9 protein-coding genes are annotated in these 12722 nt (G+C 44.3%); 2 read left to right on the plus strand and 7 right to left on the minus strand.

What is annotated here, in order from left to right:
* Window positions 1–164: 164 nt before the first annotated feature.
* The 5 genes from N1I86_RS07910 to N1I86_RS07930 form a co-directional block, all read right to left on the minus strand.
* Window positions 165–1307 carry an acyl-CoA dehydrogenase gene (locus N1I86_RS07910; RefSeq protein WP_341095828.1) on the minus strand — a complete coding sequence of 381 codons (1143 nt, stop codon included), beginning with the start codon at window positions 1305–1307 and terminating at the stop codon, window positions 165–167.
* Window positions 1308–1322: 15 nt separating this feature from the next.
* Window positions 1323–2453 carry an acyl-CoA dehydrogenase gene (locus N1I86_RS07915; RefSeq protein WP_341095830.1) on the minus strand — a complete coding sequence of 377 codons (1131 nt, stop codon included), beginning with the start codon at window positions 2451–2453 and terminating at the stop codon, window positions 1323–1325.
* Between the two features lie 91 nt (window positions 2454–2544).
* A complete protein-coding gene (locus N1I86_RS07920; RefSeq protein WP_003353380.1) occupies window positions 2545–3396 on the minus strand; it encodes a 3-hydroxybutyryl-CoA dehydrogenase in 852 nt (283 codons plus the stop codon).
* A gap of 284 nt (window positions 3397–3680) precedes the next feature.
* Window positions 3681–4868, minus strand: coding sequence for an acetyl-CoA C-acetyltransferase (locus N1I86_RS07925; protein WP_327804611.1), 1188 nt, complete (start codon window positions 4866–4868; stop codon window positions 3681–3683).
* Window positions 4869–5053: 185 nt separating this feature from the next.
* Complete coding sequence (locus N1I86_RS07930) at window positions 5054–7180, minus strand: (Fe-S)-binding protein (RefSeq protein ID WP_341095833.1); 2127 nt, start codon at window positions 7178–7180, stop codon at window positions 5054–5056.
* A 317-nt stretch (window positions 7181–7497) separates the two neighbouring features.
* On the opposite strand from N1I86_RS07930, the gene cls reads away from it, so the two are divergent.
* Complete coding sequence (gene cls, locus N1I86_RS07935) at window positions 7498–8700, plus strand: cardiolipin synthase (protein WP_341095835.1); 1203 nt, start codon at window positions 7498–7500, stop codon at window positions 8698–8700.
* Window positions 8701–8842: 142 nt separating this feature from the next.
* Window positions 8843–10174 carry an IS4 family transposase gene (locus tag N1I86_RS07940; RefSeq protein WP_003354357.1) on the plus strand — a complete coding sequence of 444 codons (1332 nt, stop codon included), beginning with the start codon at window positions 8843–8845 and terminating at the stop codon, window positions 10172–10174.
* 296 nt (window positions 10175–10470) lie between these two features.
* Here the strand turns inward: N1I86_RS07940 and argS are convergent, their stop codons facing one another.
* The gene (gene argS / locus N1I86_RS07945) at window positions 10471–12141 is read right to left on the minus strand and encodes an arginine--tRNA ligase (RefSeq protein ID WP_003353385.1); all 1671 of its coding nucleotides are present in this window, start codon (window positions 12139–12141) and stop codon (window positions 10471–10473) included.
* Window positions 12138–12668, minus strand: a complete 531-nt coding sequence (locus N1I86_RS07950) for a DUF1934 domain-containing protein (RefSeq protein ID WP_003353386.1) — start codon at window positions 12666–12668, stop codon at window positions 12138–12140. Before N1I86_RS07950 ends, argS begins: the two co-directional genes overlap by 4 nt.
* Window positions 12669–12722 lie beyond the last annotated feature (54 nt).

Raw genomic sequence — 12722 nt, forward strand, 5'->3', positions numbered from 1 at the left:
TGCGGTAAAAAAAGTCTGGGCTCCTTTGCGTATTCCAGTGCCATCCTTAACGGAGACCCATTTACTCTTTACGAACGCAGAGGAGTCAGACTTCCGACTTCTCGTCCAATTGGGATCATGGTCATTTTACGGGCAAGCTCTTGCCGTTGATATTTTTTCGCTTTTTATTCCTTTGTTAACATTCTGGAGATAACCAGTTTTTGAATTTCTTGTGTTCCTTCATAGATTTGGGTGATTTTGGCATCACGCATAAAGCGTTCCACCGGATAATCTTTTGTAAACCCGTAGCCTCCAAAAACTTGAACGGCTTCGATTGTGACTTTCATCGCTGTATCTCCGGCAAAAAGCTTCGACATGGCGGAAGCCTTTCCGTATGGAAGACCTTGCGATTCAAGCCAAGCAGCTTGATAGGTTAATAATCTGGCTGCTTCTACACCGGTTGCCATATCCGCTAATTTAAAAGAAATTCCTTGGTTGGCGATGATCGGCTTGCCAAATTGATGACGCTCTTTCGCGTAGGCTATTGCGGCATCCAAAGCGCCTTGAGCAATACCAACCGCCTGAGCGGCAATCCCATTTCTCCCTCCATCCAACGTCATCATGGCAATCTTAAAGCCATCTCCCTCATTTCCAAGAAGATTTTCTTTTGGAACCCGGCAATCTTCAAAAATAATTTCCGTCGTAGGCGAAGAGCGGATTCCCAGCTTTTTTTCTTTTTTGCCAACGGAAAATCCCTCAAATCCGCTTTCCACAATAAACGCACTAATGCCACGGTGCTTCTTTTCCGGTTCCATCATGGCAAAGACGACATATATATCCGCTTCACCGCCGTTCGTGATAAAAATTTTCGACCCATTTAAGATGTAGTCATCTCCATCCCGCCACGCAGTGGTTTTCATTGCACTGGCATCCGATCCAGATCCCGGTTCCGTCAAACCGTATGCTCCGATCTTTCTTCCTTCCGCCATTGGTCTTAAATATTTTTGTTTCTGCTCTTCACTGCCGAATTTATAAATCGGCCAACCGGCAAGAGATGTATGAGCCGAAAGGGTAACGCCAATAGAAGCGTCTACTCTTGACAGCTCTTCTATCGCAATACAGTACGCAAGATAATCACTGCCGATCCCGCCGTATTCTTCCGGCCACGGGATTCCAGTAAGGCCTAATTCTGCCATTTTTTCAAATAAAGTCCGATCAAAACGTTCTTCTTCGTCCCGTTCACTTGCAGTCGGCTCTACTTCCTTTTGGGCGAAATCACGTACTGTTTTTCGAATCATTTCATGCTCTTCCGATAATTGAAAATTCATTTTCAGCACCTCTTCTCACAACCGTTTACTAATGACGATTCTTTGTATTTCATTTGTTCCTTCATAGATTTGGGTGATTTTGGCATCTCGGAAATAGCGCTCAACGGGATGGTCTTTCGAATAGCCGTCTCTCCCGAAGACTTGGATCGCCTCTGTTGTGACTTCCATGGCGATATTGGATGCGAATAGTTTTGCCATGGATGCTTCCTTCTCGCATGGAAGCCCCCGGGAATGCAAAAACGCCGCCCGGTATACTAACAATTTTGCCGCTTCCACATTCGTTGCCATATCCGCCAATCGAAAGTCCACGCCTTGCTCGGAGATGGACGATTCACCTGTTGACCGCTGCTCTTTGACATAGGAGACCGCTTTTTCCAAGGCAGCTTCCGCAATTCCCAACGCTTGGGCCGCAATGCCGATGCGTCCGGCATTGAGATTGGTGATTGCCACCTTAAATCCCTCGCCTTCCTTTCCAAGTAAGTTTTCCGCTAACACTTTCATGTCTTCGAACGTCAATTGAACGGTTCGAGAGCCGTGAAGCCCCATTTTCCGTTCGTCTTTTCCTATATGAAAACCGGGAGTCTCCCTTTCAACGATAAAAGCGGAAATCCCTTTTCTTCCCGCTTCAGGATTAGTGGAGGCAAACACAATGTATGTATTCGCCTCCCCTCCGTTCGTAATGAATATCTTTGAACCGTTTATAATATAGTGATCCCCTCGTTTGACCGCTCTCGTCCTTAAACTAGCCGCATCTGAACCGGAACCTGGCTCGGTCAGGCAAAAAGCTCCCAAATACTCTCCCTTTGCCAACTTCGGAATATACTTATGTTTTTGTTGAGGAGTTCCAAAATGCAAAATGGGATTCGTGCCAACGGACGTATGAACGGATAAAATAACTCCAATGGTTGCGCTGACTTTGGACAGCTCCTGAATTGCCAAAATATAAGAAATAAAATCCAGTCCGCGGCCTCCATATTCTTCCGGAATAGGAATGCCCATTAGCCCCTTTTTTGCCATTTTGTCTACAATAAGCCTCGGAAACTCCCCTTGCTCCATTCGGTCCAAATACGGCTCTATTTCTTCCTTGGCAAAATCATGAACCGCTTTTCGAAACATTTCCTGTTCTTCCGTGAAGTGAAGCTTCATCGCTGCCCCTCCAAGAAAGTAGTGATGACAGCCTAAACAGCTCTTCCTCCTGTCCCTGTTTTAAACCCCTTTGTCCTTATTCAAACAATATTTAAGAATATTCATAAAATCCTTTTCCCGTTTTTTTGCCTAGCCACCCAGCTTTTACATATTTTCTTAAAAGCGGACATGGACGATATTTATCATCGCCGAACCCTTCATGAAGGGTTTCCATAATATACAAGCAAGTATCAAGTCCGATAAAATCGGCCAACGTAAGCGGTCCCATTGGATGATTCATTCCCAATTTCATCACTTCATCGATTGCTTCTTTTGTTGCGACCCCTTCATATAATGCATAAATGGCTTCATTGATCATCGGCATCAGCACTCGGTTCGAAATAAATCCAGGGAAGTCATTTACTTCAATCGGCACTTTTTGAAGAGATTTGGTCATGGACTCAATGGATTGATACACTTCCTCTGATGTTTGCAATCCGCGAATAATCTCCACAAGCCTCATTACCGGCACCGGATTCATAAAATGCATGCCGATTACTTTTTCCGGCCTATTCGTGGCCGCAGCGATTTCCGTGATCGGCAAGGATGAAGTATTGGAGGCCAAAATGGCGTGCTCCGGCGCATATTTGTCTAATTCGGCAAAAATGCTTTTTTTGACTTCCATATTTTCTACTGCCGCTTCAATGACTAAATCCACATCACCAGCATCTCGAATATCAATCGATTTCCTTAATCGGGAAAGCGTTTGATCTCTCTTCTCATTTGTTATCTTTCCCTTTTCCGCTTGCCGGGCTAAATTTCGGGCAATGACTGCGAAACCCTTGTCTAAAAATCCTTCCTTAATGTCGTTTACGATAACTTGATAGCCGGATTGCGCACAAACTTGTGCGATTCCAGACCCCATTTGGCCGGCGCCGACAACCATGACCGTTTTGATATCCATTCATTTCACCTCAACCATTCATTCGGGAACCATTTGATGCAAGACACTGCCAAATCTTCTTTTTCATTAGGAAGACAGCCTCCGTCTCCTTCACGCCAGCTAAAAAGGCGCAAAAAGGAGCAGCTGCCGGAGGCTTCCTTCTCCGGTTGTCAAAACGGTATCCCCATTGAATTCGTGTAATCTTTTCTATAGAATTTGAATCCCTCGCTTTTAAAGTGAAAACGATATCTGAGCCGCATCTGTCCTGACGAAAGGTCCATCAACCAAACAGGTAAAACCACGCTTTATTGTTTGGGAACGTCAATCATAACGGCATCACCTTGACCCCCGCCGCTGCAAATGGCCGCCACTCCTATTCCACCGCCTCTTCTTCTTAACTCGTATGCCAACGTGAGAACTATCCGTGCTCCGCTTGCCCCGATCGGGTGGCCGAGAGCGACCGCTCCGCCGTTGACATTGATTCTATCAAGATCGATCCCGGCTATTTGACTGCTTGCCAGCGCCACTACGGCAAAAGCTTCATTAATCTCAAATAAATCGATGTCATCAATTGATTTTCCGGTTTTTTTCAAAAGCTCATTAATGACCAATCCGGGAGTTTTCGGAAAATTTTCCGCCTCTACCGCCACAGCCTCATGAGCAACAATCCGAGCAAGGATGTTTTTGCCTTCTTTTTCGGCGCGTTCTTCGCTCATCAGAACCAGAGCCGCCGCTCCATCATTGACACCCGGAGCATTTCCCGCTGTGATCGCTCCGTCTCGATCAAAAGCCGGCTTTAATTTGGCCAGCTTCTCAATGGACGTATCTTTACGCGGCGCTTCATCATCGGACACCACCACCGGATCGCCCTTTGGCTGCGGGACTTCGACAGGAACAATTTCCTCGGCGAACTTTCCTTCCTCCATTGCCTTAATGGCCAACTGATGGCTGCGATAAGCCCATCGATCTTGTTCTTCGCGGGAAATGCCCAGTTCTTTTCCTGTCTTGTTTCCGAACGTACCCATATGGACTCCTGAAAAGGCGCACGTTAAGCCATCATAGATCATTAAATCCACCAATTTGTCATCGCCCATTCTCAAGCCGGAACGGACGTTTTGCAAAACGTAAGGAGCATTGGACATCGACTCCATTCCGCCTGCTACCACTACTTCTCCGTCTCCCGCACGAATGATTTGGTCCGCCAATGTGATGCTTCTTATTCCTGATGCGCAGACTTTATTGATCGTTTCCGTTTTGACGTTCCAAGGAATTCCCGCTTTTCTCGCGGCCTGTCTGGACGGAAGCTGCCCCTGTCCCCCTTGAAGAACGGTCCCGATGATCACCTCATCGACTTCCGCCGGTTGAACATTTGCTCGAAGCATCGCTTCTTTCATCGCGACCGCTCCAAGTTCGGGAGCCGTTAAGGAACGTAAACTCCCGCCAAGTTTTCCGATCGGCGTCCTCGCTCCCTCAACAATCACTGTTTTCACCATTTTTTCCATCTCCTTTCCCTTCTTCAGGAAACGCTTACATACAAATGAACATTCGCTCAATGTATGGAATAAGGAGAAAGGGACAAGTGCCCCTTATCATCTTTTCTTTATCTTAAATGAAATTCGGATGAAAGGTAAATATATTTTTGAAAATTCAAAATTTAATGCATTATATCGGCTTTTGATCAAGATGAAATTGGCATTTCTGCTTCTTTCGTACCAAACACTGCTCTTTCCAGAATTTCAGCAATATCCAGTGTAGACACTGTCTCTTCCACTTCTTTAGCCTTTGTACCATCAGACAACATCGTCAAACAATAGGGACATCCTGAACTAATCATTGTCGGCCGGACAGCTAACGCTTGTTCAGTGCGAGCCACGTTGATACGTTGACCTGTGTCTTCTTCTGTCCACATCAATCCTCCGCCTGCCCCGCAACACATTCCTGTTTCACGATTGCGCTCCATTTCCACCAATTTTACCCCTTTAATGGACTTCAAAATATCCCGCGGCGGGTCAAAAACATCATTGTAACGGCCCAAATAACAAGAATCATGGAATGTGATCGTTTCATTCACTTCATATTTCGGCCGGAGTTTCCCTTCCCTTACCAGCTTGGCCAGAAGTTCAGTGTGATGATAGACTTCCGCTTTGAATCCAAAATCCGGATACTCATTTTTGAATACATTGTAAGCGTGCGGGTCAATAGTGACGATTTTCCGCACTCCAATCTTTTCAAATTCCGCGATATTTTGTTGAGCCAGCTCTTGGAATAAAAATTCATTTCCAAGGCGGCGTGGTGTATCGCCGGAATTTTTTTCTTTATTTCCGAGAATGGCAAACTTAACGCCCGCTTCATTTAGCAATTTTGCAAAAGACAAAGCGATTTTTTGGCTGCGGTTGTCAAATGAACCCATCGATCCAACCCAGAATAAATACTCGAATTCCTCTCCCGCTTTCTTCATTTCTTTTACAGTCGGAACATGAACATCTTCTCGAGCATCCCGCCAATTTTCTCTATCTTTTCTGTTTAATCCCCACGGATTTCCTTGCCTTTCTATGTTCTGCATAACTCTTTGGGCATCAGGCGCCACTTTCCCTTCTGTCAAAACAAGATAGCGGCGCAAATCAATAATCTTGTCGACATGCTCATTCATCACCGGGCATTGGTCTTCACAATTGCGGCAAGTGGTGCATGCCCAAATTTCTTCTTCCGTGATGACATCGCCTATTAAAGAAGGGTTATAGTCTACAGCGGCTGCGGCTTCTATGGACCCTTCGTTTTTCGCGGCCAAAGCAAGCTGATTTCCTTTCGTATTTTGAAAAGCGAACGCCGGCACCCAAGGCTGTTTGGAGGTGACCGAGGCTCCGTAATTCGTTAAATGATCCCGAAGTTTGACGATCAAATCCATCGGTGACAACATTTTTCCTGTCCCTGTCGCCGGACACATATTTGTGCATCTTCCGCATTCCACGCAAGCATAAAGATCAACAAGCTGAAGTTGTGTGAAATCTTCAATTTTGCCGACCCCGAACGATTGTTGAGATTCATCTTCAAAATTGATAGGGTGGAGTTTTCCTTTATGGTCCAGCCGATTTAAATACACATTTGCGGGACCGGCGATCAAGTGAGCATGTTTAGATTGAGGCACATAAACAAGGAATGTCAGCAGAACGAGCAAGTGAATCCACCAGAAAATATAGAATACGGTCACAGCAGCGGTCTTGCTGATCCCCATTAGAGCCACCGCTATGGCGGAAGCTACCGGCTCGTTCCAAGTCCAGCTAATGGATGGTTCGTGCCAAATGATGTCCATGCCGTTACCCGCCAATACGGATATCATGAGCGATCCAATAAAGAGAAGTACGAGTCCCGCTTTAAAATTTCGTTTTAAACGAACAAGCTTTTCAATATATCGGCGATAAAACGCCCAACCTACCGCAAATAAAATCAGCAAACTGACGATTTCCTGAAAAAAAGTAAAACCTGGATACACCGGGCCAAGCGGCAAATGGGACCCCGGGGCAATTCCTTTCCAAATAAAATCGACCGCCCCAAACTGCACAAGAATAAATCCGTAGAAAAAAATCACATGGTATATTCCGCTTTTCTTGTCTTTCAATAATTTTTGCTGGCCGAAAACATAGACCCAAATCTTGTTCAAACGCTCTTTAACACGGTGGTCAAACTCTGTTTTTTTTCCCAGTTTGATGTATTCTATTCGCGTTTTGACCACATAGGCAAACAAATACACAGCGTAAGCAGTGACAAGAATGGCCGCAATCAAATTTACCCATAATAATCCATTCATACTTCTTCAGCACTCCCTTCCCCTAACTTTGAACAGCTCTTCTTTTCAATTATATTAGAGTAAAAATATATAATTTTCTGAATTTACTTATTTCTATTATATAATGAATGAATGTTCAGTCAATCTTTTTCTCGAACAAACTTTTTCAATCAACCAAAAACGGACAGCGGATCGAGGCTATCATTCCTGGAATTTTATCTTCAATAACAGGCTAAATGCTTCTTGAAGCAACAAGATCCTTTCATTCTCGCACATAAAATGGCTAGGAATGGGACAGACTAAAAAAAGATGACGACATATGGAAAGGGGATGGCTTTATGATATGGATGTGGGCTGTTGGATTGGTTATCGTTCTCATTATTTGGTTGACCATCGATTTTTACTTCGGAAAAAAATGGTTTAGAAAACGCGTCGCGCTGCGAAATTATCCTATACAGACAGGAGATCTTGAATTCATTACGGATGGACAGGATTTTTTCAAACGTTTGTTTAAAGATATAAACGATTCGACCAGTTCTATTGATATCCTCTTTTATATCGTAAAAAACGACGCCCTTAGCGAACATTTTTTAAAGCTTTTAGAGCAAAAAGCGAAAGAAGGAATACAAGTCCGTCTTCTATGCGATTGGGTCGGAAGCTTCGGTTTAAAAAGAAAAAGGATCAAACAATTAAAAGCCAATGGCGTTCAGTTTGCTTTTTCTAACCGCCCGAAACCCCCTTTTTTCTTTTTTACTTTTCAGCAGCGGAACCACCGCAAAATCACCATCATTGATCAAAAAATTGCTTATATCGGCGGCTTTAATATCGGCGGCGAATACATCGGGAGAAAGCTGCGTTTATCCCCCTGGCGCGACTACCATCTTCGCTTGACAGGCCCTGGCGTCTCAGATCTCCTAAAAGAATTTAGGATGGATTGGCAGGCGGCTGGTGAAAAAAATACGGAACCTGCAGACTCGTCTGTTCCAAATGCAGGAAATGGCGGAATCATGCATCAATTTACCTTTTCGGACGGAGTCGGCCTTGATGAACAATTAGAAAATGAGCTGTTGAAAGCAAAAAAGTCTATATTGATCGGCAGCCCTTACTTTATTCCAACGAAACGCCTTTTAGATGCTTTATTAAAAGCTCTCAAACGAGGCGTCCATGTCTCCGTTATCATCCCTTGTAAAAAAGACCATCCGCTTGTTCGGGAAGCCGCCTATCCTTTTCTTCAACAAATATTGAAAGCAGGAGCAAACGTTTACCAATTTCAAGCCGGTTTCTACCACGCAAAAGCGATCATCATTGATCATGAGAAAGCCATTATCGGAACGACGAACTTTGACCAAAGAAGCGTCAGCCTGAATTTTGAGTGCAATTGCTTTATTTACAACCCTTCTTTTATCCAAAACGTGATCATGAAAGAGATTCAAGAAGACATACGTCAATCGAAAATCATGACGTATAAAGAAGCCAAAAAAATGGATCCGGCAACCTATGCAAAAGCCACATTGGCTAAAACGCTGCTTCCTTTGCTATAAAATGAGGCGTTCAGCTTCTTCTTTCCATGAAAAAAGGGGGATCCCCCCCATAGCCATCAAGTTAAGAATTTGATCTTTTTTCAGCGCCAAAAACATGGTATCCTTTCTAACGAAAATCATCGTTGGAAAGGATTATTTTTTGATGGCAAAAAAGATGAAGGCATGGATAAAAACGATTCGTCAACTCTTCTCCTATGAAGAACTGACTCGTCTGGCACGGAAAGTCGGATTCATTCAGCGGCAGCGTTCATTAACAGCGGAAGCCTTTCTGACGCTATGTGCTTGGGGAGACGGATCGCTCGCCTGTCAGTCGCTTCAGCGGTTGTGTGCCGATTTGGCGCTCTGGCATGATTGCTCTCTCTCGAATGAAGGACTGAATCAGCGGTTTACGCCTCGTGCCGTGGCGTTTTTAAAAGAGGTCTTTTTTACTCTCCTGATGCATCAACGTCCGGCACTCTCTTCCATCACCGAAACGTATCGCGCTTGTTTCACCCGTCTGCGGATCTTAGACTCTACCAGTTTTTTACTTCCGACCGACTATGGTGAGGACTATCAAGGTTCGGTTTCATCTGGCGCCAAAATCCAATTTGAGTATGAGCTGTTATCGGGAACCTGTCTTCAGCTGTGCGTCCAACAGGCCAATGATTCCGATGCCCGTTTTGCTTATCATACCCAGCACACGATTTTACCGAATGACCTTTGCATTCGGGATCTGGGGTTTTTTTCACTCGCCACGCTGGCGGAGATTGATGCTCGAGGTGCTTATTATATTACCCGGTTGCGTTCCGATATCAAAGTCTATATCAAGCAGGACGGGGAGTGGCACGAATGGGATTGGGAATCGATAGGAAATCGATTGGGCGAGGGGGAAGCCGTGGAAGTGGAACACGTGTATATCGGACACCAACGCCTGTATGTTCCGCGTCTGATTTTTCGCCGTCTCACGGCGGAAGAATGGGAAAAACGGCTGGCGTACGTGCGGAAAAAGGAAAAAAAGAAAGGGAAGGCGCTGTCACGCCAAACCCTTGAACAAAAGAAATATCACATCTTACTGACCAATTTACCACAAGAATCGTTTGATGCGCAACAAGTTTATGAGCTGTATTCGCTGCGCTGGCAAGTGGAGCTGTTATTTAAGGGCTGGAAATCCTTATTTGATCTTGACCGTGTCAAAAAGATGAAGAAGGAACGATTCGAATGCCACTTATATGGGACATTGATTGCCATTTTAGTCACGCAGACTCTTCTGTTCCAAGCCCGAAGGTATTGGCATCAACGGGAGGGAATCGAGATCAGTGAATGGAAAGCGCTTAATATCCTCCAATCGTATTGGCATCGGTTTCTTTTGCATCCCCAAGCGATGGAAACCGCCCTTCCATCTCTCCTGTCTCTGTTAAGGAAACACGCGAGGAAAGACCGAAGGAAAGGAGAGGAAACGGTATCGGATCTTTTAAAGAAATTGGGGATATGGTAGTGTGGGTCATGGATATAATTGCCAAATAACCCTCTTCTTGAGGGTTATTTGGCATGCCCAGCATTTGGTTTTCTCTTCATCCTTTGATTGATTTTTCGAACATGCGTATCATCCTAAAAAATTTTATACCGCTAACTTGACGGGTATGGGATCCCCCCCCTATTGCATGAAAGGCTCCCTCTATTCCTCCAGTTTTGGCCCGTTTTTTGGACGAAATCTGTTTCTTCCGAAAAAACGCCTCGAGGAATGGGCAAGCCGAATGAAAAAGCAAAAAATGTTCTTGAATCGGTTTTTTCTTACATTTTTTCCGGTGCAGAAACACCGATCAAGCTTAATGCATTTTTAAGCGTTATTTGAACGGCTTTCACTAAAGAAAGTCGAGCCTTGGATAAAGGAAGATGATCTTGATCCAAAACTTTATTGGCATTGTAAAAGCTGTGGAAAGCAGAAGCCAACTCTTGAATGTAATTAGCTACCCGGTGTGGTGTCCGCTTTTCTGCTGCGTCAGCGATAACTAGTGGAAAATCTCCTAGTTTTTTCAATAAATCAATTTCTTTTTCCGTTCCAAGCAACGATAAATCTACTTGATCATCAATAGAAATTTGCTGTTCTTCCGCTTGCCGCAAAATGCTGCAAATTCGCGCATGAGCGTATTGTGCATAATAAACCGGGTTTTCATTAGACTGAGAAACGGCAAGATCCAAATCAAAATCCATATGAGTGTCCCCGCTTCTCATCGCAAAAAAGTAACGAACCGCATCCAAACCCACTTCTTCAATCAGTTCACGCATCGTGACCGCTTTTCCGGTACGTTTGCTCATTTTCATCTTTTCGCCGTTTTTGTATAAATGAACAAGCTGAATGATTTCTACTTCCAGATTCTCTGCATTAAAGCCAAGCGCCGAGATTGCTGCCTTCATTCTCGGAATATAGCCGTGGTGGTCCGCTCCCCAAATATTGATCACTTTATCAAACCCGCGTTCGAATTTATCGCGGTGATACGCGATATCCGGTGTTAAATATGTGTAAGAACCGTCGCTTTTAATGAGTACACGATCTTTGTCATCGCCAAAAGCGGTAGAGCGAAACCAAAGAGCACCGTCTTTTTCATATGTGTAGCCGCTTTTGCGCAATACTTCCAACGCTTCATCGATTTTTCCATTTTTATAAAGGGATGTTTCCGAATACCAAACATCGAAAGATACACGGAAGTTTTCTAAATCTTTTTTCAGTTTTTCCATTTCATATTTCAAGCCGTATTCTCTGAAAAATTGATAGCGTTCTTGCTCGTCTACATGAAGATATCGATCCCCGAACTCTTCTGCTAAACGTTTCCCGATCTGGACGATATCTTCTCCATAATAGCCGTCTTCCGGCAAATCTTTATCTTTTCCGAGCGCCTGAAAATAACGAGCCTCCACGGAAAGGGCAAGATTATGGATTTGGTTTCCGGCATCATTAATATAATACTCGCGCGTCACTTCATAACCGGCTTTTTCCATTACGTTGCACAATGAATCGCCGACTGCCGCCCCGCGGGCATGTCCAAGATGTAAATCGCCTGTTGGGTTAGCCGATACAAATTCCACTTGAATTTTTTGTCCAGCTCCCGCGTTGGACTCGCCGTAGCGGTCTTTCGCCTCTAAAATGGCCGGAATTAACTTTGTTAAATAATGATGATCCATAAAAAAATTAATAAAACCCGGTCCGGCAATTTCGATTTCTTTTACCGATGCCTGGGAACGATCGAATTGATTCTTAATTTCATCCGCAATTTGGCGAGGCGGCTTTTTTGCGATTCGAGCCAACTGCATCGCAATATTGGTCGAATAGTCGCCGTGCGCTTTATCTTTTGGAGTTTCTAACACAATAGCCGGCAACTCTTCCTCCGCTGCCAGCCCCGCTTTTAACACAGCCGCTTTAATTTCCGATTTCAACTGTTCCTGAATCTTTCCTACGATATTCATACATTCTTTACCTCCTTAAACGTGATGGTCAAGGAATATATTCCGAGGAACTTTCCTTGCATAAATAAATCGTATGTCAAAGCCAAACGGCCGTTCAACGGCTTCTCGCTGTATGTATATCGATCCATGTTCCGGGTGATCGTATTTAATAACAGTGTACCATAAGGGCTGTCGTAAGAACCGCTCATCGGGTGATTTTTATCGAAAACAAGCCTGGATTTTACCGCTCCATTTCTTAAAATGACGGCTTCTTCACCTGACATCTTTACAATCGTTCTAACGGTCCCTTCTTCTTGGACTTCCGTATATTTTAAGTAAACGGATCCGCCTTTTTCAAAGTATTCCCCAAATAAAACCAGTTCAAATTCTTCCTTTTCCTCATCGTTCGTAATCACTGTAGACAGATGAATTTTGACTGTTCTTTTTTGGTCGATCGAATCCGCCAAACCCTCCACATCCCTTTCAAAAAGACTCATTCCATTTATTTGCATCTTTAAATCAATGTCAACAGTCATGTCGAGCGGCACTTTTAATCCTCTTGGGACAATATTCTGGAAAGTGCAATGACTCGTTTTCACTTT

Source organism: Bacillus sp. FSL W8-0116, assembly GCF_038003825.1.
GTDB classification, from domain to species: Bacteria; Bacillota; Bacilli; order Bacillales; family DSM-4216; genus Bacillus_O; species Bacillus_O smithii.

Excerpts from the sequence above, each read along its gene's own strand:
- N1I86_RS07920 (WP_003353380.1), bottom strand. The coding sequence starts at position 3,396 with ATGGATATCAAAACGGTCATGGTTGTCGGCGCCGGCCAAATGGGGTCT.
- N1I86_RS07930 (WP_341095833.1), bottom strand. The coding sequence starts at position 7,180 with ATGAATGGATTATTATGGGTAAATTTGATTGCGGCCATTCTTGTCACT.
- N1I86_RS07910 (WP_341095828.1), bottom strand. The coding sequence starts at position 1,307 with ATGAATTTTCAATTATCGGAAGAGCATGAAATGATTCGAAAAACAGTA.
- argS (WP_003353385.1), bottom strand. The coding sequence starts at position 12,141 with ATGAATATCGTAGGAAAGATTCAGGAACAGTTGAAATCGGAAATTAAA.
- N1I86_RS07915 (WP_341095830.1), bottom strand. The coding sequence starts at position 2,453 with ATGAAGCTTCACTTCACGGAAGAACAGGAAATGTTTCGAAAAGCGGTT.
- N1I86_RS07925 (WP_327804611.1), bottom strand. The coding sequence starts at position 4,868 with ATGGTGAAAACAGTGATTGTTGAGGGAGCGAGGACGCCGATCGGAAAA.
- cls (WP_341095835.1), top strand. The coding sequence starts at position 7,498 with ATGATATGGATGTGGGCTGTTGGATTGGTTATCGTTCTCATTATTTGG.
- N1I86_RS07940 (WP_003354357.1), top strand. The coding sequence starts at position 8,843 with ATGGCAAAAAAGATGAAGGCATGGATAAAAACGATTCGTCAACTCTTC.